At 72.0% G+C, this 23,859-nt stretch carries 21 protein-coding genes, 1 pseudogene and 1 riboswitch; of the genes and pseudogenes, 13 read left to right on the top strand and 9 right to left on the bottom strand.

The genetic code is table 11. From position 1 onward, the window contains the following. Position 1 precedes the first annotated feature (1 nt). Positions 2–1,453 (bottom strand): aldehyde dehydrogenase, encoded by a 1,452-nt coding sequence (locus LE548_RS13475; protein WP_225097029.1) that lies wholly within the window; start codon positions 1,451–1,453, stop codon positions 2–4. Between the two features lie 105 nt (positions 1,454–1,558). Here LE548_RS13475 and LE548_RS13470 point away from each other — a divergent pair, with 105 nt between their 5' ends. After that, positions 1,559–2,584 carry an MBL fold metallo-hydrolase gene (locus LE548_RS13470; RefSeq protein WP_225097028.1) on the top strand — a complete coding sequence of 342 codons (1,026 nt, stop codon included), beginning with the start codon at positions 1,559–1,561 and terminating at the stop codon, positions 2,582–2,584. 73 nt (positions 2,585–2,657) lie between these two features. Then, positions 2,658–3,122, top strand: a complete 465-nt coding sequence (locus LE548_RS13465) for a nuclear transport factor 2 family protein (RefSeq protein WP_225097027.1) — start codon at positions 2,658–2,660, stop codon at positions 3,120–3,122. Here LE548_RS13465 and LE548_RS13460 read toward each other — a convergent pair. The 4 genes from LE548_RS13460 to LE548_RS13445 are packed head-to-tail and all read right to left on the bottom strand — an operon-like array spanning position 3,115 to position 6,992. Further along, on the bottom strand, positions 3,115–4,527 hold the full coding sequence (locus LE548_RS13460; RefSeq protein WP_225097026.1) for an NAD(P)/FAD-dependent oxidoreductase: 1,413 nt from the start codon (positions 4,525–4,527) through the stop codon (positions 3,115–3,117). The two genes, LE548_RS13465 and LE548_RS13460, sit on opposite strands and share 8 nt — an antisense overlap. Continuing rightward, positions 4,520–5,743, bottom strand: coding sequence for an MAB_1171c family putative transporter (locus tag LE548_RS13455; protein ID WP_225097025.1), 1,224 nt, complete (start codon positions 5,741–5,743; stop codon positions 4,520–4,522). The genes LE548_RS13460 and LE548_RS13455 overlap by 8 nt, the downstream gene beginning before the upstream one ends. Then, entirely contained in the window at positions 5,743–6,405 is a 663-nt protein-coding gene (locus LE548_RS13450) for a hypothetical protein (RefSeq protein ID WP_225097024.1), read from the bottom strand. The genes LE548_RS13455 and LE548_RS13450 overlap by 1 nt, the downstream gene beginning before the upstream one ends. After that, positions 6,402–6,992: a helix-turn-helix domain-containing protein gene (locus tag LE548_RS13445; protein ID WP_225097023.1), complete on the bottom strand. Its 591-nt coding sequence runs from the start codon at positions 6,990–6,992 to the stop codon at positions 6,402–6,404. Before LE548_RS13445 ends, LE548_RS13450 begins: the two co-directional genes overlap by 4 nt. Positions 6,993–7,266: 274 nt before the next feature. Between LE548_RS13445 and LE548_RS13440 the strand changes: the two genes are divergently transcribed. The 8 genes from LE548_RS13440 to LE548_RS13405 all read left to right on the top strand — a co-directional run bounded on the left by LE548_RS13440 (position 7,267) and on the right by LE548_RS13405 (position 15,788). Next, positions 7,267–8,127, top strand: coding sequence for a hypothetical protein (locus LE548_RS13440; RefSeq protein WP_225097022.1), 861 nt, complete (start codon positions 7,267–7,269; stop codon positions 8,125–8,127). Between the two features lie 35 nt (positions 8,128–8,162). Then, positions 8,163–8,292, top strand: a riboswitch (cobalamin riboswitch). 115 nt (positions 8,293–8,407) lie between these two features. Next, entirely contained in the window at positions 8,408–9,625 is a 1,218-nt protein-coding gene (locus LE548_RS13435) for a prenyltransferase/squalene oxidase repeat-containing protein (RefSeq protein ID WP_225097162.1), read from the top strand. Beyond that, the gene (locus tag LE548_RS13430) at positions 9,622–10,269 is read left to right on the top strand and encodes an SCO2322 family protein (protein WP_225097021.1); all 648 of its coding nucleotides are present in this window, start codon (positions 9,622–9,624) and stop codon (positions 10,267–10,269) included. Before LE548_RS13435 ends, LE548_RS13430 begins: the two co-directional genes overlap by 4 nt. Beyond that, a complete protein-coding gene (locus LE548_RS13425) occupies positions 10,262–11,488 on the top strand; it encodes an energy-coupling factor transporter transmembrane component T (RefSeq protein ID WP_225097020.1) in 1,227 nt (408 codons plus the stop codon). Before LE548_RS13430 ends, LE548_RS13425 begins: the two co-directional genes overlap by 8 nt. Beyond that, on the top strand, positions 11,485–13,380 hold the full coding sequence (locus LE548_RS13420) for an ABC transporter ATP-binding protein (protein ID WP_225097019.1): 1,896 nt from the start codon (positions 11,485–11,487) through the stop codon (positions 13,378–13,380). The genes LE548_RS13425 and LE548_RS13420 overlap by 4 nt, the downstream gene beginning before the upstream one ends. Continuing rightward, positions 13,377–14,267 carry an ECF transporter S component gene (locus LE548_RS13415; protein WP_225097018.1) on the top strand — a complete coding sequence of 297 codons (891 nt, stop codon included), beginning with the start codon at positions 13,377–13,379 and terminating at the stop codon, positions 14,265–14,267. Before LE548_RS13420 ends, LE548_RS13415 begins: the two co-directional genes overlap by 4 nt. A 290-nt stretch (positions 14,268–14,557) precedes the next feature. After that, a complete protein-coding gene (locus LE548_RS13410) occupies positions 14,558–14,974 on the top strand; it encodes a transglycosylase SLT domain-containing protein (protein ID WP_225097017.1) in 417 nt (138 codons plus the stop codon). Positions 14,975–15,092: 118 nt separating this feature from the next. Beyond that, on the top strand, positions 15,093–15,788 hold the full coding sequence (locus tag LE548_RS13405; RefSeq protein WP_225097016.1) for a YoaK family protein: 696 nt from the start codon (positions 15,093–15,095) through the stop codon (positions 15,786–15,788). A 79-nt stretch (positions 15,789–15,867) separates the two neighbouring features. On the opposite strand, the gene LE548_RS13400 is transcribed toward LE548_RS13405, so the two are convergent. Then, positions 15,868–17,103, bottom strand: a complete 1,236-nt coding sequence (locus tag LE548_RS13400; protein ID WP_225097015.1) for a cytochrome P450 — start codon at positions 17,101–17,103, stop codon at positions 15,868–15,870. Between the two features lie 263 nt (positions 17,104–17,366). Between LE548_RS13400 and LE548_RS13395 the strand changes: the two genes are divergently transcribed. Continuing rightward, complete coding sequence (locus tag LE548_RS13395; protein ID WP_225097014.1) at positions 17,367–18,536, top strand: steroid 3-ketoacyl-CoA thiolase; 1,170 nt, start codon at positions 17,367–17,369, stop codon at positions 18,534–18,536. Here LE548_RS13395 and LE548_RS13390 read toward each other — a convergent pair. Together LE548_RS13390 and LE548_RS13385 are read right to left on the bottom strand one after the other, a co-directional pair. After that, entirely contained in the window at positions 18,520–18,777 is a 258-nt protein-coding gene (locus tag LE548_RS13390) for a DUF397 domain-containing protein (RefSeq protein ID WP_225097013.1), read from the bottom strand. The genes LE548_RS13395 and LE548_RS13390 overlap by 17 nt on opposite strands. Beyond that, positions 18,758–19,585 (bottom strand): helix-turn-helix transcriptional regulator, encoded by an 828-nt coding sequence (locus LE548_RS13385; RefSeq protein ID WP_225097012.1) that lies wholly within the window; start codon positions 19,583–19,585, stop codon positions 18,758–18,760. Before LE548_RS13385 ends, LE548_RS13390 begins: the two co-directional genes overlap by 20 nt. Before the next feature lie 72 nt (positions 19,586–19,657). Between LE548_RS13385 and LE548_RS13380 the strand changes: the two are divergent. After that, positions 19,658–20,059 (top strand): annotated as a pseudogene (locus LE548_RS13380) (ATP-binding protein); the annotation flags it as partial. Here LE548_RS13380 and LE548_RS13375 read toward each other — a convergent pair. Then, complete coding sequence (locus LE548_RS13375) at positions 19,942–22,032, bottom strand: bifunctional glycosyltransferase 87/phosphatase PAP2 family protein (RefSeq protein ID WP_225097011.1); 2,091 nt, start codon at positions 22,030–22,032, stop codon at positions 19,942–19,944. The pseudogene LE548_RS13380 and the gene LE548_RS13375 sit on opposite strands and share 118 nt — an antisense overlap. A gap of 445 nt (positions 22,033–22,477) precedes the next feature. On the opposite strand from LE548_RS13375, the gene proP reads away from it, so the two are divergent. Further along, on the top strand, positions 22,478–23,821 hold the full coding sequence (gene proP / locus LE548_RS13370) for a glycine betaine/L-proline transporter ProP (protein WP_225097161.1): 1,344 nt from the start codon (positions 22,478–22,480) through the stop codon (positions 23,819–23,821). Positions 23,822–23,859 lie beyond the last annotated feature (38 nt).

The following is a 23,859-nucleotide window of genomic DNA, read 5'->3' as shown; positions in this document are numbered from 1 at the left end:
TTCACGCCCCCGCCGGCAGGTGGATCATCTTGTGCTCCAGGTAGGCGCCGTACCCCTCCGGGCCGAACTCCCGCCCCAGACCGGAGTTCTTGTAGCCGCCGAACGGGCCGAGCATGTCGAGGCTGAAGGTGTTGACCGAGTAGGTGCCGGTGCGGACCCGCCGTGCCACCTCGATGCCGTGCGCCACGTCCGCCGTCCACACGCTGCCGGACAGGCCGTAGTCCGAGTCGTTGGCGATCTTCACCGCCTCCTCCTCGTCGCCGTAGGGCAGCAGGCAGATCACCGGGCCGAAGATCTCCTCGCGGGCGATGCGCATGGCGTTGTGGACGTCGCCGAAGAGCGTCGGCTCGACGTACCAGCCGCGCTCCAGGCCCGCCGGCCGGCCGCCGCCGGTGAGGATCTTGGCGCCTTCCTCCTGGCCGATGCGGATGTAGTCGAGGTTGCGCTGCTGCTGGCGGCGGGCGACCAGCGGGCCGACCTGGGTGGCCGGGTCCAGCGGGTCGCCGACCTTCAGCGCGCTCGCGGCGGCGGCGAAGGCGTCGGCGTACTCGTCGTAGCGGGTGCGCGGGACGAGGATGCGGGTCTGGGCGACGCACGCCTGGCCGTTGTTCATCCAGGCCGCCGGGACGATCCCGGACACCGCCGCCTGCACATCCGCGTCCGGCAGGACGACCGCCGCCGATTTTCCGCCCAGCTCCAGTGTGACCCGGGTGAGATGGCGGGCGGCGACCTCCATCACGCGCTTGCCGGCCGCCACCGAGCCGGTGAAGGCGACCTTGTCGATGCCGGGGTGTCCGACCAGGTACTCGCTGACCTCACGGTCAGCGGGGAGGATCGACAGCACGCCCTGCGGCAGCCCGGCCTCCTGCGCGATCTCGCCCAGCAGATACGCGTCCAGCGGGGACTCCGGGGACGGCTTCAGTACGACCGTGCAGCCGGCCAGCAGCGCGGGCGCGAGCTTGGCGGCGGCCACGAACTGGGGGACGTTCCACGGCACCACGGCCGCGACGACGCCGACCGGTTCGCGCCGGACGAGGATCGGTCCGAGCACACCGTCCCGGCGCTCCTCGTAGGTGTGGTCCCGCGCCACCCGGATCGCCGCGTCCCACACCATCATCGCGCCGAGTGCCTGGGCGAGGACGCTCCAGGAGTACGGGGAGCCGTTCTCCGACGAGATCACCCGGGCGATCTCCTCGTGCCGGGCGGCGATGCCGTCCTTGATGCGGGTGACGACCTCGATCCGCTCCTCCGGTGTGGCCTGCGGCCAGGGCCCTTCGTCGAAGGCACGGCGGGCCACGGCCACCGCCCGGTCGACGTCCTCCCTGGAGGCGTGCGGCACCCGGCCGATGACCTCCTCGGTGTGCGGCGAGATCACCTCGATGACGTCCTTGCCCGCGGGGTCGGTCAACTCCCCGCCGATGAACAGCTGTCCGTGTTCCACGAGCTCGGTCATGGGCCCGACGCCTCCCGCCGCACGTAACTCCAGACTTTCTGACGCTGTGTCAGAACTGATATCAGTTCTCGTTATAGTGGGCAATGGCCGTGGGGCGGAGGAGAGATGACGACGACGTTCGAGCACGGCGGGGGCGTACGGTCCGTTCGGGTGCCCATCCCGGACAATCCCCTGGGGCACACTCTGGTCTACGTGGTGGAGACCGACCGGGGTCCCGTGCTCATCGACGCCGGGTGGGACGATCCCGGCTCCTGGGACACCCTCACGGCGGGGCTCGTGGCGTGCGGCACAGCAGTGACCGAGGTGTACGGCGTCGTCGTCACGCATCACCACCCGGACCACCACGGACTGTCGGCGCGGGTGCGCGAGGCCTCCGGCGCCTGGGTGGCGCTGCACGCGGCCGACGCGGCGATCGTCCGCAGGACACGTGAGACACGCCCCGAGCGGTGGTTCTCGTACATGGCGGCCAAGCTGACGGCGGCCGGAGCCCCCGACGGCCACGTGGCTCCCCTGCGCGCCCCACTCACGCGGACCCTGCCCGGCCTGTCCCCGGCCCTCCCCGACCGGGACATCGTGCCCGGCGAACTCCTCGACCTGCCCGGCCGCCGGCTGCGCGCCATCTGGACCCCGGGACACACGCCCGGCCATGTGTGTCTCCACCTGGAGGAGGAGCACCCCGCCCAACTGCCCGGAGCGGGCCGCCTGTTCAGCGGGGATCACCTCCTCCCCGAGATCACCCCGCACATCGGCCTGTACGAGGACCCCGACGACACGACCGTCACCGACCCCCTCGGTGACTACCTCGACTCGCTGGAGCGGATCGGCCGGCTCACCCCCGCCGAGGTGCTCCCCGCCCACCAGCACGCCTTCACCGACGCGCCGGGCCGGGTGCGGGCGCTGCTGGCCCACCACGAGGAACGGCTCCGCGGTCTGCTGCGCCTCCTCGCCGAGCCGCTCACGCCCTGGGAGCTGGCCGAGCGGATGGAGTGGAACCGGCCGTGGGAGCAGATCCCGTACGGCTCCCGGAACATCGCCGTCTCCGAGGCCGAGGCGCATCTGCGGCGGCTGGTGAAGCAGGGGCGGGCGGAGCCGGTCGCGGGGAGCGAGCCGGTGGCGTACGTGGCGGTGTAGACCCTCGATCACTCGCAGCTCATTCGCTGCTTATTGGCTCGCGCTCCCGTCCGTACGCCTGTTAGACAGCCCCATGGATCCCTTGGAGCGACTTCTGGCCGAGCGCGCCTGCGAGCGGCTGATCATCGACTTCGTCCACCGGCTCGACCTCGGTGAACCGGCCGCCGTGGCCGGGCTGTTCACCGAGGACGGGGTCTGGGAGTGGCCGCCGCCGGGGGGCGACGGGAGGCGGGCGCAGGGACGGGAGGCGCTACGGGAGTACTTCGGCTCCCGCCCCGCCGACCGGCTCTCGCGCCGGTTCATGTCCAACGTCCTCGTCACCGTGACCGGCCCGGACACGGCCACCGCCGTCTCGTACTTCGCGACCTACCGCGTCGACGGGTACGGCGGTGGCGTCGTGCCGGCCGGGCCGCCCGTCCAGGTGGGTCAGTACGAGGACTCCTTCCGCCGGGCCGACGACGGCCGGTGGCTGCTGGCCCACCGGGTGCTGCGGCTGCCCTTCGGCGGGCCCACTCCCCAGGCGGGGAGGGTCAGTTGAGACCGGCGGCCCGGCGTTCCTCCTCGGTCAGCGGCGGGCCGGCGAGCGGGCCTTTGCGCGGGCCGACGGCGATGTTCCAGAGCATGTCGGGGGCGAACAGCCGGGTCGCCGGGGTCTTCAGGCTCATCACGTCCAGCAGGCCGCGCAGGGCGCGCGGGTTCTCCGAGCCCGCGGCCACGGCCTGGTCGACGTAACGGCTGAGCATCCGCTCCACGAAGTTCGGCGGCTTGGGCGTGGCGCCGGGGTAGGAGGCGTCCTGGCCGACGGCGAGGTTCCAGGCGTTGCCCACCGGGCGGGCGACCGCGCGCTGGATACGGCGGGCGGTGCCGGGGGCGGTGGGGCCGTGGCGGTCGAGGACCCGGCCGAGGACGATCGCGCTCTGCGCGGCGACGGTCAGGCCGTGGCCGTAGACCGGGTTGTAGCCGGCGACGGCGTCCCCGATGACCGTGAAGCCCTCCGGCCAGGACGGGGCGTTCTCGTAGTAGCGGCGGCGGTTGGCGGTGCTGCGGGTGGTCACCGGGTCGGTCAGTGGCTTCGCCTGCGCGAGGAGATGGCCGATGACCGGGTCCTTCAGACCGGTGAGCGCGAAGTGCTCGAACGCGTCCGGGTCGGCGGTCGGCTGCCCGCCCCGGGTGCCGGAGAGCGTGACCAGCCAGCGGTCGCCCTCGATCGGTATGACGACCCCGCCGCGCCCGGGTGCGTCGCGCGGGTCGGCCTGGACGTTGACCACCGGGTAGCGGCGGCCGAGGGTGCCGTCGGGGGCCGCGTAGAGGCGGCTGGCGTAGGCGACGCCCGCGTCGACCACGCGTTCCTCGACCGGGGCGTGGCCCAGGGCCCGCAGCCACGTGGCCGCCTGTGAGCCGCGCCCGCTCGCGTCGATCACGAGGTCGGCGTCCAGCGGGGTGTCCCTGCCGTCCACGCGCACGCCGGTCACCCGGTCGCGCCCGCCGGCCAGGCCCGCCGCCCGGGTGCCGTCGAGCAGGGTGATACCGGGCCGGGCGAGGACGTTCGCGCGGATCACCGCGTCCAGCAGGTCCCGGCTGCACACGATCATGTGGTGCCGGGAGTCGGTGAACCGCCGGAACCACTGCCCGGAGGGCGCCTTGCTGACCAGGTCACTCATCACCCCGATGAGTCCGGCGCCCTGACCGGTCAGCTCCTCGGTGAGGCCCGGCAGCAGCTCCTCCATGGCGGCCACCCCGCCCGACCACAGCAGATGGGCGTGGCGGGCCTGGGGCAGGCCCTTGCGGGGTTCGGGGCCCGCGGGCAGCCGGTCGGCCTCCACGACGGTCACCTCGTGGAAGCGGGTGGCGAGCACGGACGCGGCGAGCATGCCGGCCGTACTGCCGCCGATGACGACCGCTCTGCGGCGGGCGGTGCGTATGTCAGCGGCTGTGTCAGGCATGTGCGGTGAGACCTTCCATGGCGGCCGCCTGCCGGCGGAACCTGTCGATGACCGGCGCGTGGAACCGCAACGCGTGCGCGATGGACTCCAGCTCACTGTCGGAGAGTCCGGACGCGGGCGCGTGGTGCCCCGGCTGCCCTTCCCCGGTGGGGGGTCCGGCTTCCGCTGCCGGGAGGTGCAGCAGGTCGGCCGCGATCAGGATGTCCACCGCCCCGGCGATGCCCCGCGCCTCGGCGTCCGGGTGGCCCGCCGCCGCTGCCGCCGAACGGACCCGTTCGCGGCGCACGGCGCTGAGGTGGGGGGCCAGTTTGAGGAGGCCGTCGTTGATGGCGGCGCGGCGCAGTTCGAGGCGGAGGGCGGCGCCGCTGACCCGGCCGGTCGCGGGGGCCGCCGGGGCGGTGACCGTCAGCATGGTCTGCCACAGCGGCCGCAGCCGGCGGTGGGTACGCACGAGGCGCCGGCGCTCCTCGGCCACCGGACCGGCCTGCCCGGCGATGAACCCCGTGGCGACCAGGAGCGCCTCGGCCATGGCGAACGGCGGGGCGACGTACGTCGACAGCCAGTCCCAGTCACGCCCGCTCCACCGGGCACCGATCGCGGCGATCTTGGCGACGTCGAAGACGAACCCGAGGGCGTAGGCGACCTGGAGGAAGATCACGGCCCGGCGCAGCCAGGTGTCCTCGACCTCCTTGTACCAGGCCCACAGCATGCCGGCCGCGACCAGCGCGGACACCATGTGCGCGACCAGGTACAGCATCCCGAACTCGCGCATCCAGGGCGTGTTGGCGTAGTAGGTGTCGAGGTCGCGCAGCCGCTCCACGTGATGGTCGCCGAGCAGGAACGTCGTCCACAGGCCCGCGATGATGGCCGTGTACGCCATCCACACCAGCCGGGTGCGCCGGCGGCGGACCGGGGACGGGGGTTCGCGCCAGGTGATGATGAGCCACAGGCAGGCGCCGCAGTACGCGGTGAGAAGCGAATACACCCACACGCCGGCGAAGTTGGGGATGCCGGTGAACTGGTTGAGGCGGTGCAGGTTGGCCGGCGGGAGCGAGGCGAAGACGATCGCGCCGATGCCGAGCAGCAGCGCGGTGGCCCTCAGGATGGGGTCCTGCCAGGCGCGGCGCAGCAGCGGAAGCTTGATCACGAACGCCACGGCGAGCAGGGCACCCGGGACCGCGTACGCGGCGAAGGTGCCGGAGATGTCCCAGCGCATCAGGGTCCGCCGATGTTTCCCAGGGAGGACGACAGGCGGCCGGTGAGGGTGTCCTGGGTGGTCCGGCCGGCGGCCGCGCCGGGCCCGACGACCTTGGAGAACTTCGCGGCGAGCCGCAGCCCGCACTCCTCGGCCTCCCACTCGGCCGCGGCGGCGGCAGCGGTGGCGGCCGGGGACCGGGTGGCCATGGCGACCACCTGGCCCCAGGGGATCTCCTCGCCCCCGGAGCAACTGCCCCCGGAGCGACCGCTCCCGTAACAGGTGCCCCCGGAGCAGTCGTTCATGGAGCAGTCGTTCATGGTGGCGTACCGGGACAGCAGCCGGCGCGCGGCGGCCGGCGGCCCGGCCGGGTGGTGCACGTCGAGGGTGCCGTAGTGGATGTGGCCGATCTCGTGCCCGGCGATGACGAACTTGTGCGGGTCGGGGGCGCGGTTCTCGACCACGACGATGTACTGCTCGTCCATCGCCAGCGTCACCCCGGAGACGTCCAGGCCGGGCGGGAAGGTGACGAACTTCAGCCGGACGGGGCGGTCCAGCTGGGGGCTGAGCGTGGCGCACAGTGCGTGCAGGAAGGCCTCGGCCCCGGTCGGCCCGGTGAGGGTGCGGGCGGTGTCGCGCACCAGCCGGTCGAGAAAGCGCTTGGGCGACCTGGAGGACTTCACCGGGCAGCGTCCCCCGCCCGCTCCGAGGAGATGATCATCTCGGCCAGGTCGGCGAGGGTGGCGAGCTGGCGGGGGTTCATCTGCGGGGCTCGCGCGGCGAGCCGCACCAGCCCGCTCTCGCGCAGCCGCAGCAGCGGGTCCGCCTCGGCCTCCAGTGCCTGGAGCACCGGCTGCAACGCCTCGTGCAGGGCCTCCGGTTCGTCGGCCGTGAAGAAGCCGGCCGGCAGCCCGAAGAACCGGCGCAGCCGGTCGGTGTGCTCCAGGCCCGGCATCCCGCTCTTGCGCCACTCGCTCAGCCACTGCCTGCTGGTGCCGGCGATCCTGGCCAGCTCGTCCAGCGAGTACCGCTTGCCGTCGGGCCGGCGCCGGGTCTCGCGGATGAAGTCCAGCCGCTGGCGCACCCGTTGGGAGAGGCACACCTCGGGTGCTCGCCCGCCGCCGAGCAGTTCCACGACGACACCGACGGGGATGCCGGTGCGATGGGAGAGGTCGGCCACGTCGAGGGCCTCCGGCAGCCGGCCCGACCGGCCGGTCAACTCCCCCAGTCTGGCCAGGATTTCGGCCAGTGAGGTGTAGGCGTCACTCACCGAGGTCCCCCCTGCGCGTGTGTCGTCTGTCCGGTGATCGGGCGACTGGACGACTGGACGAGACGCGAGGCTACCGGGTCGCCCGTGTGCCGACCAGAGCTGACAACCCTCCCTGCCCAAGAAGGCAGGAATAGTTGACAGTTGTGGGAGCGGTGGGTGAGGATCACGGCACAGAGAGCAAGATTTCCGACCCACCCCGGGTGCCGCCTATGGGGGAGCGGCACCCGGGGTGTCTCTCTGTCCCACCCGCCTGACCAGCGAAGGTGATTGGCCGATGCCGCAGCCTGTCCTTCTGCTCGGGGCCGGCCCCGCCGCGTACGGGGTCCCACTGGAGCGGATCGCCGGGATACGCCCGGTGATCCTGGTCGACACCGCCGTACCCGACTGGGCGCGTCCCTACCTGTCCGGTCACCTCACGGCCGACCCGGCGCGGGAGGCGCAGTCGGCGGAGACGATCGTGCGGTACGCCGACCGGCAGCCCGTCGCGGGCGTGCTGACCTGGACCAGGAAGCATCTGCGCACCGCCGCGCGGATCACCGGGTATCTCGGTCTGCCGGGACTGTCGTACGAGACGGCGGCGGCCTGCGCGGACCCCGTGGCGGCACGCGACCGGCTCGCCCGGCACGGGGTGATACCGGACGAGTCCGGCGACCCCGACGGCCCGCTGGTCTCCGCCGAGACCGTCGTCCTGGACGACGAGGTCCGCATCGCCGCCCTCACCCGTACGACGCCCGGGGCGCCCGGCGGTCTGCCGGTACGGCACTCCGTCCACGCCCACGACGGGTTGCTGCACAACCGCTTCCTGCGCCAGACCGTCGAACGGGCGGTACGGGCCCTGGGCCTCACCCACACCGTCGCGCACGTGGGGCTGCGGCTCACCGGGCGGGGGCCCCGGGTGACCGCGATCGCGCCGTATCTGCCGGGCGACCTGATTCCCTGGCTGGTGGAGCGGGCGACCGGGGTGGATCTGGCGGAGGTTGCGCTGGCGATGGCGTGCGGGACGGTGGTCGACGCGGTGCCCTGGCGGGAGCGGGCCGCCGCGATCCGCTTCGCGGAATCGGCCGACGGGCGGTCGTACTGGGTGGCGGAGGGCGACGACGCGGCGGCTTGCGACCGGGCGCTCGGGGCCGCCTGAGGTGTGCCCACAGCCGCCCCCCGGCTCGCGGAGGGCTGCGGGTAAGGTGGCGGGGTCGTCATCACACCCGTACAGGGGGAAGCCGGTGCAATTCCGGCGCTGACCCCGCAACCGTGAGCTGCCACCAAGGCGGTGAGCCGGACTGCCCCGGACGGGACGTTGACCGGCTCACGTGCGTCGGCGGCCCGCCGCGCACGGCACCGTCGAGGTCTACGGAGCCGAGCCGCCCGGGGGTCCCCGCGCGCTGCCCGGCTCCCCGCAGGAGAGGCAGTCGCCGACCATGAACGTCCGCCGCAGCGCCGCGGCTCTCGCCGCCGTAGGCGTGCTGGCCGCCGCCGCGCCCGCCACGGCCGCCGGGCCGTCCCCGTCGCCCAAGGTCGCGCTCCCGTCCGGGCTGTACGGCACCTCCGACCCGACCTACGACGGTGTGTGGCGCCAGTCGCTGACGCTGATCGCCCAGCGCACGGTCGGCTACGAGCCCGCCGCCAAGGCCGTGGACTGGCTCGCCGGCCAGCAGTGCGCGAACGGCGCCTTCGCCGCGTTCCGTGCCGCCCCGGACCGGGCCTGCGACAGCAAGGTCATGGTGGACACCAACAGCACGGCCGCCGCCGTACAGGCGCTGAAGGCGGTCGGCGGGCACGGGGCCGCGCTCGGCAAGGCCGTGGACTGGCTGAAGTCCGTGCAGAACAAGGACGGCGGCTGGGGCTACTCCCCGGGCGGGGCCAGCGACACCAATTCCACCTCCGTCGTCATCGGCGCGCTGGCCGCCGTCGGCACGGACCCGGCGGACGTCCACCAGGCGGGCAAGTCCCCCTACGACCTGCTGGCCGCCATGTCCGTCCCCTGCGGCCAGGTCGGCGGCGGTGGCCTCGCCTACCAGCCGGACAAGAAGGGCACGCTGTACGCCAACGCGGACGCGGAGGCGGCGGGCATTCTCGGTGCGCTCGGCAAGGGGTTCGTCACGACGGCCGGCAAGACGCCCGGCACCAGCGCGTGCGTCACCGCCAAGCACCTCACCCCGGCCCAGGTCGCGGACAACGCGGGCGCACGCCTCGCGTCGGTCGTCGCGCGGAGGGGCCACCTGACGTCCACGCTGCCCGGCACCATGGACCAGCCGGACTACGGCAACACGGCGGACGCGGTCGTCGCGCTCGCCGCCGACGGGCGCGTCGGGCAGGCGCTGCAGACGTACACCTGGCTGGAGCACAACGCCACTCGCTGGGCCGAGCAGAGCGGCCCGGCCGCCTACGCCCAGCTGATCCTCGCCGCGCACGCGGTCGGCGCGCAGCCGGGCGACTTCGGCGGCACCAGCCTCGTCCAGTCCCTCAACCAGCTGGGCCCGGCCCCGAGCATGCCCTCCGCCGGGCACGAGACCAAGAAGTCCGGGAAGTCCGACGGCGGTTCGGCGTTCGGCGTGTGGTGGTTCGTCGGTGTCTGCCTCGTCGCGGGCATCGGCATCGGCTTCCTGCTGAGCGGCCGGAAGAAGTCGCAGCTGTGACGGCCGTCCGCCGGGCCGCGGGTCTGCTGTCGGCCGCGCTCGCCGTGCTGGTGGGCACGGTGGCCCCGGCGCACGCCGCGGGCTACCGCTACTGGTCCTTCTGGGAGCGCACCGACGGCCACTGGACGTACGCGACGCAGGGGCCGTCGATCGTGCGCCCCGACGACGGTACGGTCCAGGGCTTCCGTTTCGCGGTCAGCGCGGACTCGGCCGACGCGAGCCGGCCCCGCGGCACGGCGGACTTCGCCACGATCTGCGCGTCCACGCCGGCCAAGGCGGGGACGAAACGGGTGGCGCTCGTCCTCGACTTCGGCACCCCGGCGGACGCCCCCTCCGGCGAGACCCCGCCGGCGGGCCGAACGGCCTGCGCCCGCGTCCCCGCCGACGCGACGACGGCCGACGCCCTGGCCGCCGTCGCCCCGCCCCTGCGCTACGACACCAACGCCCTGCTGTGCGCCATCGCGGGGTATCCGGAGAAGGGGTGCGGAGAACAGGTCGCCTCCGGCCAGAAGCCGAGCACCGGCAAGGAAAGGAACGGCGGCTCGGACAGCGGTCCTTCGCTGGGGCTGCCGATCGGCGCGGGGGTGGTGGCTTTGCTGGCGGGTGCGGCGGTGTGGCAGGCACGGCGGCGCCGAAATGCCTAGCAGCCGCAGCTGCGGGCAGTCGTGCCGCTGGGGCGGCACGGGTGGGCGCAGCGGCACCCCGCAAGCGCGGGCAAGCGACCCGACCCGCCGTCCAGCGGCAACACCGCGCACCCCGCGAACGCCGGCCGGCGAACCCACCCCCACCAGGCGCCCGACCACCCTGCACCCCGGCGCCTGGTGGCTCTGGGCCCTCTCCCTCGGTACCGCCGCCACCCGCACCACCAACCCCCTCCTCCTCAGCCTCCTCATCTCCGCGTCGGCGTACGTCGTGGCGACGCACCGCTCCCCCACCCCCGCCGCCCGCTCCTACCCGGCCTTCGTCAAACTCGCCCTCGGCGTCCTCCTCATCCGCCTCCTCTTCGCGGTGGCGCTGGGCTCCCCCATCCCCGGCACCCACACCCTCCTCACTCTCCCCGAAGTCCCGCTCCCCCACTGGGCGCAGGGCATCCGGCTGGGCGGGAAGGTCACGGCCGAAGCCCTGCTCTTCGCCGCGTACGACGGCCTGAAGCTCGCCACTCTGCTGATCTGCGTCGGCGCGGCGAACGCCCTGGCCAGTCCCCACCGGCTGCTCAAGGCCCTCCCCGGTGCGCTGTACGAGACCGGTGTGGCCGTCGTCGTTGCCCTCACCTTCGCGCCGCATCTCGTCGCCGACGTCCAGCGGCTGCGCGCCGCCCGCCGGCTGCGCGGGCGCCCGGACCGGGGGCTGCGCGGTCTGCTCCAGGTCGGGCTGCCGGTCCTGGAGGGCGCGCTGGAACGCTCGGTCGCGCTCGCCGCCGCGATGGAGGCCCGGGGTTACGGCCGCAGCGCCGAAGTCCCCGCCCGGGTCCGCCGTACGACGGCCGCGCTCACCCTCGGCGGCCTGCTGGGCGTGTGCGCCGGAACGTACGGGCTGCTCACCGCGGAGGGCGGCACGTACGGGCTGCCGGTGCTGCTCGCCGGGGTCGCCGCCGCGCTCGCGGGCCTGAGGCTGGGCGGCCGGCGCTCCCTGCGCACCCGGTACCGTCCCGACCCGTGGGACGCTCGGGCCTGGCTGGTGGCCGGGTCCGGTGCCGCCGTCGCCGCGCTGCTCACGCTCGCCTCGGCCCGCGATCCGCAGGCCCTGCACCCGGGAGTCGTTCCCCTGGTCGCACCAACCCTGCCCCTCTGGCCGGCGGCGGCGATCCTCCTCTCCCTCCTGCCCGCCTTCGCCGTACCCAAGGACCCCAAGGAGCCGTCGTGATCCGCTTCGAGGATGTCAGCGTGACGTACGAGGGCGCGGCCGAACCCAGCGTCCGGGGTGTCGGCTTCGAGGTGCCGGAGGGTGAACTCGCGCTGCTCGTCGGCCCGTCCGGGGTCGGCAAGTCGACGGTGCTGGGCGCGGTGAGCGGACTGGTGCCGCACTTCACCGGCGGCACTCTCCGCGGCCGCGTCACGGTCGCCGGCCGTGACACCCGTACCCACAAGCCGCGCGAACTCGCCGACGTGGTCGGCACGGTGGGCCAGGACCCGCTCGCCCATTTCGTCACGGACACGGTCGAGGACGAACTCGCGTACGGCATGGAGTCGTTGGGCCTGGCCCCGGCGGTGATGCGGCGCCGGGTCGAGGAGACCCTGGACCTGCTGGGCCTGGCGGGCCTGCGCGACCGTCCCATCGCCACTCTCTCCGGCGGCCAGCGCCAGCGCGTCGCGATCGGCTCGGTCCTCACCCCGCACCCCCAGGTCCTGGTCCTGGACGAGCCGACCTCAGCTCTGGACCCGGCCGCGGCCGAGGAGGTCCTGGCGGTCCTCCAGCGCCTGGTCCACGACCTCGGCACGACGATCCTGATGGCCGAGCACCGCCTTGAGCGTGTCCTTCACTACGCCGACCGGGTCGTACTCCTCCCGGCCCCGGGCGAACCGCCGGTCGTCGGCACCCCGCCGGAGGTGATGGCCGTCTCCCCCGTCTTCCCCCCGGTGGTGGACCTGGGCCGCCTGGCCGGCTGGTCCCCGCTTCCCCTGACGGTGAGAGACGCCCGCCGTAGGGCCGGTGACCTGAAGGAACGCTTGGCCGCGTCCGCAGCGGGCGGCACTCCTTCGAACGCGGCTGCGGGCCCATCGGGGCTGGTCGCTCCCCCAAATTCTCGGCTTCGCTCGAACCCGGGGGGACCCCCATCGCGGCGGAGCCGCATATCAGATCAGAGCCCCGCGCCCCTTCGGGGCGCTACCGCCCCAGCCACGGACAGCCCTGCCGCCGGAGCTGCGGACAGTCGCGCCGGCGAGGGTGCGCCCACCCGGCAGCGGCAGCCCGGCCCGCGCGGCCTGCGGGCAGTCGTGCCGCTGGGGCGGCGCCCCTTCCGGTTCCGTCCCCGCCCGGCCCCCACCCCCGAATCCTCGCAGTCGCCCATCGTCGCCGAAGTCCGCTCCCTCTCCATCCGCCGCGACCACATCACCGCCCTGCGCCACATAGACCTCACCCTCACTCCCGGCGAAACCCTCGCCCTCATGGGCCGCAACGGCGCCGGAAAGTCCACCCTGCTCGGCTCCCTCGTCGGCCTGCTGCCTCCCACCACCGGCAGCGTCACCGTCGGCGGAGTCACACCCCACCGCACCGCGCCCCCCGATCTCGTACGCCGGGTGGGCCTGGTCCCCCAGGAACCGCGGGACCTGCTCTACGCCGACACGGTCGCCGAGGAGTGCGCGGCGGCCGACCGGGACGCCCGCGCCGAGCCCGGTACCTGCCGGACCCTCGTCTCCACGCTCCTGCCGGGCATCACCGACGACACCCACCCGCGCGATCTCTCCGAGGGGCAGTGCCTGGCGCTCGCCCTGGCCGTGGTCCTCACCGCGCGCCCGCCTCTCCTCCTGCTCGACGAACCGACCCGCGGTCTGGACTACGCGGCCAAGGCCCGCCTGGTGACCGTGCTGCGCGGGCTCGCCGCCGAGGGGCACGCGATCGTGCTGGCCACGCATGACGTGGAGCTGGCGGCCGAGATCGCGCACCGGGTGGTGCTGCTCGCCGAGGGGGAGGTCATCGCCGACGGGCCGACGGCACAGATCGTCGTCTCCTCGCCGTCCTTCGCCCCGCAGGTGACGAAGATCCTCGCCCCCCAGCAGTGGCTCACCGTGGCCGAAGTGCGCGAGGCCCTCGCATGAGGGAACCCCGGCCGAAAGCCCGTCTGCACGCCATCGCCCTCGGCCCCCGTTCCCTCGCCGCCCTCGCCCTGGTCAGCGCGGTCGGCGTCGTCGCCTTCGGCTGGCCCTTCCTCGCTCCGCCCACCTCGCGGCTGAGCGCCCACGCCCAGGACGCGCCCTGGCTCTTCGCGGGCCTGCTCGTCCTGCTGGTCGCGGTCGTGGCGGCGACGATCTCGGAGTCGGACCTGGGGCCGAAGGCCGTGGCCATGCTGGGCGTGCTGGCCGCGACCGGGGCGGCGCTGCGGCCGATCGGCGCGGGGACGGCCGGGATCGAGCCGATGTTCTTCCTGATGGTGCTCAGCGGGCGGGTCCTCGGGCCGGGCTTCGGCTTCACGCTCGGCTCCGTCACGATGTTCGCGTCCGCCCTGCTCACCGGCGGGGTCGGGCCGTGGCTGCCGTTCCAGATGCTGTCGATGGGCTGGTTCACGATGGGGGCCGGGCTGCTGCCGGGGCCGGTGCGGCTGCGGGGCAGGGGCGAGCTGCTGCTGCTCGCCGGCTACGGCTTTCTCGCCTCCCTCGCCTACGGCACCGTCATGAACCTCGCCGGCTGGCCCTTCCTCTCCGCCGCCGCCTCGGACATCTCCTTCGACGCCCACGCCTCCGTCCCCGCCAACCTGGCCCGTTTCCTCGCGTACTGCCTGGCCACCTCACTCGGCTGGGACCTGGGCCGGGCCGGCTGCACGGTGGTGCTGACCCTCTTCCTCGGCCCGGCGGTGCTGCGCGCGCTGCGCCGGGCCACCCGGCGGGCCGCCTTCGAGACCGCGGTCACATTCGACGCCCGGGAACCCTCACCGAGCGGATACGACACCTCACCGAGCGGCACCGGGGCGGTGAAGCACCCCACATGACGCAGGTCACCTACGAGCCGGGGTCGTAGGGTCATATGTCCGATACATCCATCAGTGCACCCCTTCCGACCTGCGCATTGAGAGCCAGGTCACAGAGCCGACGTTTCCTGCCTATGCGGCCACAACTAGTAAAAGGGGTCATTGCGGACGGCTTTCGGGCCTGCTTATCTGGACGACGTCGCCAGGCGCCACGAGCCCACCCGGGCCAGGGCGCCGACGTATGCGGCCATCGCACGAGCGGTGTCCACGGCATACGGGCGAGCCCGTGTCCCCAACGCAAGAGGTTCTCTGTGTCCGTCTCTTTCATCCGTCGCATCGCTTCCCCGAAGAAGGCCCTCACCACCGCCGCCGTGGCCGCCGCCACCGCCGGTCTGGCCCTGACCGCGGCGCCCGCCCAGGCCGCCACGCAGGCCTCCGCCTCCTCCGCTCAGGCGATCGCGCACAAGATGATCCCGGACGCCGCGCAGTTCAACGCGTTCAGCAAGATCGTCTCGCATGAGAGTGGCTGGAACCCGTCCGCCACCAACAGCTCCTCCGGCGCCTACGGCCTGGTCCAGGCCCTGCCCGCCTCGAAGATGTCGTCCGCCGGCTCCGACTGGAAGACCAACCCGGCCACCCAGATCAAGTGGGGCCTGGACTACATGAAGTCCCGCTACGGCAGCCCGGTCAAGGCCTGGAACTTCTGGCAGGCGAACGGCTGGTACTGAGCCGCACCCTCCGCGCCACGGCGCCCCCCTCACGCTTCCGCACCCTCGCCCTTCGCTCGGCGAGGGTGCGCGCGTATGTACGGGACGCCGATCCCGCACCCGTGGTGAAGTGGTCCCCATGACCACGGCATCGCAAGCGGGGACACCGGCACCGGATCCGGAGATGCGCGGGCTGCGGCTGGTGATCGTGCTGCTGGCCCTGACGGTGGTGAGCGGGCTGATCGACGCCGTCAGCTATCTGGGCCTGGGCCGGGTGTTCACCGCGAACATGACCGGCAATGTCGTCGTCCTGGGCTTCGCGGCGGCCGGTGCGCCCGGCTTCTCCGTCCCGCACACCGCCACCTCGCTGGGCTGCTTCCTGCTGGGCGCGGTGACCGGCGGCCGGCTGGCGGCCCGCTACAGCGGAGGCTCGCGCCGCGCCTGGGCCCGTCTCACTCTCGCGGCGGAGGCGGTCCTGGTGGCCGTGTCGGCCGTGATCGCCTTCGCGTGGCCGCACGCCACCGGCACGGTCTACGCCCTGATCGCCCTGACCGGCTATGCGATGGGCCTGCGCAACGCCACGGTCCGCAAGCTGCGCATCCCCGATCTGACGACCACCGTCCTGACCATGACCCTGACCGGCCTGGCCTCGGAGTCCCGCTTCGGCGACGCCACCAGCCGCCGCGAGCCGCGCCGTACGGCCGCGGTGCTCGCCATGCTCGCCGGCGCCTGTCTGGGCGCGTGGCTGGTCCTCCACCACGGCCTCGGCATCCCACTGGCGCTCGCGGCGGCAGTCTCGGCCGTGCTGGCGCTGATGGCGTCAGGGAAGGAGTGACCGGCCCGCCTCAGGAGGTAGTGACCGGTCCGCTCAGGAGGTAGTGACCGGTCCGCTCAGGAGGTGGTGACCGGTCCGCTCAGGAGGTGGTGACCCGGAGTTCCTTCACGCCGTTGATCCACGCCGAGCGCAGTCGCCGGGGCTCGGCGGCCAGCCGCAGGCCGGGCATGGCGTCGGCGACGGCGTTGAAGATCAGGTCGATCTCCAGGACGGCGAGGGACTTGCCGAGGCAGAAGTGGGGGCCGCCTCCGCCGAAGCCGAGATGCGGGTTGGGGTCGCGGGTGATGTCGAAGGCGTCGGGATCGGTGAAGACCTCCGGGTCGTGGTTGGCGGAGGCGTAGAAGAGCCCGACCCGGTCGCCCTTCGCTATCCGCACCCCGCTCACCTCGGTGTCCTGGGTGGCCGTCCGCTGGAAGGCGTTGACCGGGGTCGCCCAGCGCACTATCTCCTCGGCCGTCGTCGCCGGCCGCTCCCGCCGGAACAGGTCCCACTGCTCGGGGTGCGTCAGGAACGCGTGCATGCCATGAGTGATCGCGTTCCGGGTCGTCTCATTGCCCGCGACCGCCAGCATCAGCACGAAGAAGCCGAACTCGTCGGAGTTCAGGTTGCCTTCGTCCTCCGCCGCGACGAGCGTCGTCACGATGTCGCGGGCGGGACACTGCTTGCGCTCGGCGGCCATGTTCATGGCGTAGGCGATGATCTCGGCGGCCGACTCGGCGCCGACCTCCTCCGTGATGGCGTACTCGGGATCGTCGTAGGCGATCATCTTGTTGGACCAGTCGAAGATCTTGGACCGGTCCTCCTGGGGTACGCCGATCAGCTCGGCGATGGCCTGGAGGGGCAGTTCGCAGGCGACCTCGGTGACGAAGTCGAAGGGCCCGGAGCGGTCGCGCGCGGCCGCGACAATGGCCGCGGCACGCGCCCGGAGCCGGTCCTCCAGGGCGCGGATGGAACGTGGCGTGAAGCCCCGCTGCACGATCTGCCGGACGCGCGTATGTTCCGGGGGATCCATGTTGAGCAGGATGAGGCGCTGGGCGTCGATCGCGTCGCGCTGGATGTGCTCGTTGAATCGGATGATCGCGGTGTTGAGGGTGGAGGAGAAGAGTTCGGGGTGCGTGGAGACGTACTTGACGTCCGCGTGCCGGGTCACGGCCCAGTAGCCGGTGTCGGCGAAGCCCGCGATGCCCTGCGGCTGCGGGATCCAGCGGACCGGCTCGGCGCGGCGCAGCTCGGCGAACTCCGGCAGGGGCACGCGGTGGTGGAGCAGGTCGGGGTCGGTGAGGTCGAACCCGTCGGGCAGCGCTGGACAGGGCATCGGTGACTCCCAGCCATCCGGCAGTTATCTGACGGTCCATCAACAAGCGTCCGTGAACGTAGTAACGGGTTCTACAAGTCGCAAGGGGTACGACATCCTCAATCGGTGCGGAAGTCGTGCAGATCGAGCCCTTGGCGCCTGCAAGACCCTTGCGGTGATGGACGTCACGTCAGCAGACTGCTGGGCAGAACTAGTACGCGTTCTAGTTCTGGCACGTTCCGGAGGAGAGCCCGTCGGAGAGCCCTCGGAGAGGACCCGCACCCATGGCCGCCGAACCCGTCATCGTCGAAGCCGTCCGCACCCCGATCGGCAAGCGCGGCGGCGCGCTCGCCAACCTGCACCCCGCCTATCTCCTGGGCGAGACCTACCGTGAACTCCTCGGCCGCACCGGCATCCCCGCCGACGCGGTCGAGCAGATCGTCGGCGGCACGGTCACCCACGCCGGCGAACAGTCCATGAACCCCGCGCGCACCGCCTGGCTGACCATGGGCCTGCCCTACGAGACGGCCGCGACGACCGTCGACTGCCAGTGCGGCTCCTCCCAGCAGGCCTCGCACATGGTGGCCAACATGGTCGCGGGCGGAGTCATCGACGTCGGCATCAGCTGCGGCGTCGAGGCCATGTCCCGGGTCCCGCTGGGGTCGGGTTCGAAGCACGGCCCCGGCAAGCCGTTCCCGGACGAGTGGAACGTCGACCTGCCGAACCAGTTCGAGGCGGCGGAGCGGATCGCCCGGCACCGGGGGCTGACGCGGGAGGACGTGGACGCGCTGGGGTTGAGGTCCCAGGAGCGGGCGGCGCTGGCCTGGGCCGAGGAACGCTTCAAGCGGGAGACGTTCGCCGTACAGGTGCCGACGACCGAGGAGGAGCAGTACGCCGGTCAGGGCATGTGGCGGCTGGTCGACAAGGACGAGGGGCTGCGGGACACGTCGATGGAGGCACTGGCAGGGTTGAAGCCGGTCATGCCGACGGCGGTCCATACGGCGGGCAACTCGTCGCAGATCTCGGACGGGGCTGCGGCCATCATGTGGGCGTCCAAGCGAATGGCTCGGGCGCTGAAGCTGAAGCCGAGGGCAAGGATCGTCGCCCAGGCCCTGGTGGGCGCCGACCCGCACTTCCATCTGGACGGCCCGATCGACGCGACGCGGGCGGTGCTGGGCAAGGCGGGGATGACATTGAAGGACATCGACCTCGTGGAGATCAACGAGGCTTTCGCGTCGGTGGTGTTGAGCTGGGCTCAGGTCTTCGAACAGGACCTGGACAAGGTCAACGTGAACGGCGGTGGGATTGCCCTGGGTCACCCGGTCGGGGCGACGGGGGCCAGGTTGATCACCACCGCCCTGCACGAACTGGAGTGCGCGGACAAGGAGTTCGCGCTCATCACGATGTGTGCGGGCGGTGGGCTGGCTACGGGGACGATCATTCAGCGGTTGTAGAGGCCCAGTTCACGAAGGTGGTGAAGGTGGCGGGATCGAGGGTGAGGATCGGTCCCGCCGGGGTCTTGGAGTCGCGGACGGCGAGGGTGGCGCAGGGGGTGTCGGCGATCTCTACGCACTGGCCGCCCTGGTCGCTGCTGTACGACGACTTGCGCCAGGCGAGCGGGCCGAGCGGCGCACACTCGACGCAATCGCCGCCCTGGTCGCTGCTGTAGCTGGACTTACGCCACTTGCTCCCCATAGCGGTCCTCCATCACCTCTCGGATCAGCCCCGCCGAGTCCTTGATCGAGAGCGCGGCGGCTCGTAGATGATCGTAACGGAGCGAGCAGTCCTTGACGGTGTCCGGGTTGGCGGTCGTATGCCCGCTGCCGTACCCCTCGGTGTAGACAATGGTCGGGTCGTCGGCGAAGCGGTAGACGTTGAACGAGCCTGTCAGTCCCGCGTGGGCCCCGGCCGAAAACGGCAGCACCTGGATGTTGATCCGGGGGTTGTTCTCGAAGGTCAACAGGTGGGCCAGTTGACCGCGCATGATCTCCGACCCGCCGATCTCCTGATTCAGTGCGGCCTCACTGAGGACCATCCAGAAGACCGGCGGCTGCTCTTTCTCAAAGATGCGCTGGCGGGCCAGTCGTACGACGGAGCGGTCGTCGAGGTCGGTGCCGTCCAACGCGCCGAGCACCGCACGCACGTACTCCGGAGTCTGCAACAACCCGTGGATCATGCCCATCTGGAACGTACAGATCTCCGCCGCTCGCACCTCCAACTCCGCCACCTGCTGAAACCACGCCGGAAGCTGACTCCGCATCACCAGCGGATGCAACCGCGTCAGTAACCCGCCCGTACACAGCGCCGCATCCGACCGCTGGCTGAAGTCCAGCGTCGGCAGCTTCCGGGCCGTCTCCACCTGGCCGACCATCGACCCCGTGTAGTTGATGATGTCCCCGAGCTGCCGCTGCGTGAGTCCCGCCGCCTCCCGGTACCGGCGCAACTCGAAGCCGTAGTAGTCGAGCGGTGAGGCGCTGGGGTCGAGGGTGTTGATGTTGACCATGCCAAGTCCCCTCTCGGACTCGTTGTGTTCAGCCCGTAGCCCAGCGTAGTGATTCCAGGTCAGCATCGCCCTATGAACCCCAACATTCCCCGGACTCCCCAGTACCGCATGCAGCTCACCGTCGGCGAGCACTCGGTCCGCCACATCCGCCGTATCGTCCGCTCGCTGCTCCACGAATGGCGGCTGACCGAGCTGACGTTCGCCGTGGAACTGGGGGTGAGCGAGCTGGTCACCAACGTCGTACGGCACGTACCGGATCGCCGCTGCACGGTACTGCTCGCCCGGCAGACGGCGGGCGTACGGGCCGAGGTGACCGATGCCTTCGGTCACCTCCCCGTAGCCGGTGGGGACGTGGACTACGAGTCGGAGAGCGGACGCGGCCTCGTCCTGCTGGACGCCGTGGTCGACAAGTGGGGCGTGTCACCGGCCGGGACCGGGAAGTCGGTCTGGTTCGAGTGCGGGACCGACGGTGTTTCCCCGTCCTGACGCGAACGCGGCCCCGACAGCAGGTAGGTGAGCCCGAAGCCCGCGGCGACCACCGCCGCCCCGCCGACCGCGTCGAGGACCCAGTGGTTGGCCGTCGCGACGATCGCGGACACGGTGAACAGCGGATGCAGCAAGCCCAGGGCCTTCATCCACCACCTGGGCGCGAGGGCCACGATCACGATGCCGCACCACAGGGACCAGCCGAAGTGCAGGGAGGGCATCGCCGCGTACTGGTTGGTCACCGCGGTCATCGCGCCGTAGTCGGGCTTCGCGAGGTTCTGCGTTCCGTGCACCGTGTCGATGAACCCGAGTCCGGGCATGAGCCGGGGCGGAGCCAGCGGGTAGAGCCAGAAGCCGGCGAGGCCGAGGAGCGTGGCGAGGCCGAGCGAGGTGCGTGCCCAGCGGAAGTCGGTCGGCCGTCGTACGTAGAGCACCGCGAGGACGGCCAGCGGGATCACGAAGTGAAACGACTCGTAGTAGAAGCCGAGGAACCCGCGCAGCCACGGCATTCCGGCCACCGTGTGGTTGACCCAGTGCTCGATGCCGATGCCCAGGGCCTGTTCGAGCCCGTGGACCTGGCGCCCGTGGTCCTCCGCGACGGCACGGCCCCCCGCGGCTGCGGCTCGCACGGTGGAGTAGGCGGCGTAGCAGACCCGGATCAGCAGGAGTTCGAGGATCAGGTTCGGCCTGCTCAGGGCCCGGCGCCAGAACGGCAGCAGCGGCACCCGCGAAAGGCGGGCCGGGACGGGCGCGGCATAGTCCGTCGGCGTCGGCGCGTGGTACAGGGGCGCGGTCCTCGATAGGAAGGGCACCGCGCAGGCCGCCGCGAGGGCCGCGAGCAGGACCAGGTTGTCCCGCAGCGGATACATCACCGGCATGTTCGGCAGCATCATCTTCGCCGGGAGGGTGGTGACGAGGACGACGGCGACCGGCCAGACGTACCGGTCGGAGGCCCGCCTGCCGACCCGGCCGACGACCGCGAGCAGCACCCACAGCAGCTGGTGCTGCCAGGCGGTGGGCGAGGCGGCGATGGCGGCGCAGCCGGTGATGGCGACGGCGAGAAGCAGCTGGCCGTCGGCCGCGTAGTGGACCGCGCGGCGCATGGCGAGGGCCGCGACGGCGGAGCTGAGCAGCAGGAAGAGGGCGATCTCCGGCCAACCGGAGACGCCCAGCCGGAGCAGGGCACCGTGCAGCGACTGGTTGCCGAGGGCGTCGGCCTTGCCGCCGAGGCCCACCCCGGCCATGTGGTGCACCCAGTACGCGTACGAGTCGTGCGGCAGCGCGGCCCAGGCGAGCGCGGTGAGCGCGGTGAAGGTGCCGGCCGTGCTGAGCGCGGCCCGGCGGCGGCCGGTGAACCACACCAGCGGGGCGAACAGCAGCATGGTCGGCTGGAGCGCGGCGGCGAGGCCTATGCACAGTCCGCTGGCCCGCTCCCCGCGTACGGCGAACAGCCCGAGCAGGACCAGCAGCACCGGGATGATGCTGGTCTGGCCGAGCCACAGGGCGTTGCGGACCGGCAGGGACAGCATGAGCAGGCTGATCGCGACCGGCGCGGCCAGCAGCGAGGTGCGGCGGCTGACCGGCTGGGGCAGCGCGCGGGCGGCGATCAGGCCGAGGGCGACGACGAGGAGCAGGGTGCCGAAGGTCCAGCCCCAGCCGAGGGCGGCCTGGGCGGAGCGGGTCAGGGGCTTGAGGACGAGTCCGCCGAAGGGCGTGCCGGTGAAGCGGGTCGAGTCGTAGATCGAGCCGTTCACGTGCAGGACGCCGTGTGGTCCGACCCAGGTCTCCAGGTCGGTGAGCCGCTGACCGCTCGGGGTGCTGAGGACCACGGTCATCTGCCGTACGGCGAGGATCGCCGCCACCGCCCACAGTCCCAGCCGGGCCGCGCGCAGCCGCGCTCCGGTCGTGGCCCGCCCCCCGAAGACATCCGTAGATCGCCCGCTGTGCTCTACGTTCGCCACGCCCCGTCGGCCTCCCGCCCCGTTTGTTCCGGCGCCGTATACGCCACATTCTTCTGTGAACCCTATGAGGATCCTCTTGAGGCTTGCAGACCCCCAGAACACAGACGCGGGCAACCCCCGCTTCACCTGACGTGTGTCCGTCTTTTGTCCGTCTTTTGTCTGGATGACGACAGTCCGGGGCCTGTGCGGTTGCGGGGGCGGGGCGCGACAAGGATCACAGTGCGGGGGTGGAGTACGGCGCGTGGAGCGGGCAGACGTAGCTGGGTACGCGTCGTTTAGCTGCACTATGCAGCGATGCGCGTACGGCACGTAAGGGGCCGAAAGCCGCCTATGGTCGTTTTCGGTCCGTTCTGTAGGGCGGCGTCGCCGTACGGGCCGTGTCCCTGTCCCCGTCGAAAGGTAGGCGAGCCCCGTTTTGGCCGCAGTCGCAGCAGTCTCCCCGTCTCTGAAGATCCCCGAGGCCCGCACGGCCTCCGACGTCACCGTCACCGACCCCGCCCTCGTCAAGCGCGCCGTGAAGGCGGCGGCGCTCGGCAACGCGATGGAGTGGTTCGACTTCGGCGTCTACAGCTACATCGCGGTGACCCTGGGCAAGGTCTTCTTCCCGTCCGGCAACCCGACCGCGCAGTTGCTGTCGACGTTCGGCGCCTTCGCCGCCGCGTTCCTGGTCCGTCCGCTGGGCGGCATGGTCTTCGGCCCGCTGGGCGACCGGGTGGGCCGCCAGAAGGTCCTCGCCGTGACCATGATCATGATGGCGGCGGGCACGTTCGCCATCGGCCTGATCCCGTCGTACGCCTCGATCGGCGTCGGCGCGCCGCTTCTGCTGCTGGCCGCCCGCCTGGTGCAGGGCTTCTCGACGGGCGGTGAGTACGCGGGCGCGTCCACCTTCATCGCCGAGTACGCCCCCGACAAGAAGCGGGGCTTCTTCGGCAGCTGGCTGGAGTTCGGCACGCTGGCGGGGTACATCGGCGGCGCGGGCCTGGTGACGCTGATGACGGCACTGCTGTCGTCGCACGACCTGCTGACCTGGGGCTGGCGCATCCCGTTCCTGATCGCGGGCCCGATGGGCCTCATCGGCCTGTACCTGCGGATGCGCCTTGAGGAGACCCCGGCGTTCGCGGCGGAGGTCGAGAAGGCGGAGACGCAGCGGCCGAAGGTGCCGCTGCGCGAGATGGTGGCGGGCCAGTGGAAGGCGCTGCTGTTGTGCATGGGCCTGGTGCTGGTCTTCAACGTCACCGACTACATGCTGCTGTCGTACATGCCGAGCTATCTGACGAGCGAGCTGAAGTACGACGAGACGCACGGGCTGCTGGTCGTGCTGGGCGTGATGGCGCTGATGATGATCGTCCAGCCGTTCGCGGGCGCGCTGTCCGACCGGGTGGGCCGGCGTCCGGTCATCGCGGCGGGCTGCGCGGGCTTCCTGTTCCTGTCCGTCCCGGCCCTGCTGCTGATCCGCCAGGGCAGCCTGCTCGCGGTCGCGCTGGGCATGGGGGCGCTGGGTCTGCTGCTGGTCTGCTTCACGGCGGCCATGCCGGCCGCGCTGCCCGCTCTCTTCCCGACGCGGGTGCGGTACGGCTCCCTGTCCATCGGCTTCAACGTGTCGGTGTCCCTGTTCGGCGGGACGACTCCGCTGGTGGTGACCGCGCTGATCGGGGCCACGGGGAACATGATGATGCCCGCGTATTACATGATGGCCGCGGCTGTCGTGGGCGGGTTCGCGGTGTGGCGGATGTCGGAGTCGGCGGGACGACCGCTTCCGGGTTCGGCGCCGGCGGTGGAGAGCCGGTAGGCGCCGTAGGGGTGATGGTGGTGGGCCGGGTGCGGGTG

Source organism: Streptomyces sp. CoH27 (genome assembly GCF_020181035.1).
Taxonomy (GTDB): domain Bacteria; phylum Actinomycetota; class Actinomycetes; order Streptomycetales; family Streptomycetaceae; genus Streptomyces; species Streptomyces camelliae.
The sequence above is the reverse complement of the archived record's forward strand: the minus strand, read 5'-3'. Positions and strand labels throughout refer to the sequence as shown.

What these genes read in the sequence shown, in the direction of transcription:
- LE548_RS13465 (WP_225097027.1), top strand. Translation starts at nt 2,658, where the DNA reads ATGGATCCCTTGGAGCGACTTCTGGCCGAGCGCGCCTGCGAGCGGCTG.
- LE548_RS13475 (WP_225097029.1), bottom strand. Translation starts at nt 1,453, where the DNA reads ATGACCGAGCTCGTGGAACACGGACAGCTGTTCATCGGCGGGGAGTTG.
- LE548_RS13415 (WP_225097018.1), top strand. Translation starts at nt 13,377, where the DNA reads ATGAGGGAACCCCGGCCGAAAGCCCGTCTGCACGCCATCGCCCTCGGC.
- LE548_RS13435 (WP_225097162.1), top strand. Translation starts at nt 8,408, where the DNA reads ATGAACGTCCGCCGCAGCGCCGCGGCTCTCGCCGCCGTAGGCGTGCTG.
- LE548_RS13460 (WP_225097026.1), bottom strand. Translation starts at nt 4,527, where the DNA reads ATGCCTGACACAGCCGCTGACATACGCACCGCCCGCCGCAGAGCGGTC.
- LE548_RS13440 (WP_225097022.1), top strand. Translation starts at nt 7,267, where the DNA reads ATGCCGCAGCCTGTCCTTCTGCTCGGGGCCGGCCCCGCCGCGTACGGG.
- LE548_RS13400 (WP_225097015.1), bottom strand. Translation starts at nt 17,103, where the DNA reads ATGCCCTGTCCAGCGCTGCCCGACGGGTTCGACCTCACCGACCCCGAC.
- LE548_RS13385 (WP_225097012.1), bottom strand. Translation starts at nt 19,585, where the DNA reads ATGGTCAACATCAACACCCTCGACCCCAGCGCCTCACCGCTCGACTAC.
- LE548_RS13405 (WP_225097016.1), top strand. Translation starts at nt 15,093, where the DNA reads ATGACCACGGCATCGCAAGCGGGGACACCGGCACCGGATCCGGAGATG.
- LE548_RS13425 (WP_225097020.1), top strand. Translation starts at nt 10,262, where the DNA reads ATGCCTAGCAGCCGCAGCTGCGGGCAGTCGTGCCGCTGGGGCGGCACG.
- LE548_RS13390 (WP_225097013.1), bottom strand. Translation starts at nt 18,777, where the DNA reads ATGGGGAGCAAGTGGCGTAAGTCCAGCTACAGCAGCGACCAGGGCGGC.
- LE548_RS13470 (WP_225097028.1), top strand. Translation starts at nt 1,559, where the DNA reads ATGACGACGACGTTCGAGCACGGCGGGGGCGTACGGTCCGTTCGGGTG.
- LE548_RS13455 (WP_225097025.1), bottom strand. Translation starts at nt 5,743, where the DNA reads ATGCGCTGGGACATCTCCGGCACCTTCGCCGCGTACGCGGTCCCGGGT.
- LE548_RS13395 (WP_225097014.1), top strand. Translation starts at nt 17,367, where the DNA reads ATGGCCGCCGAACCCGTCATCGTCGAAGCCGTCCGCACCCCGATCGGC.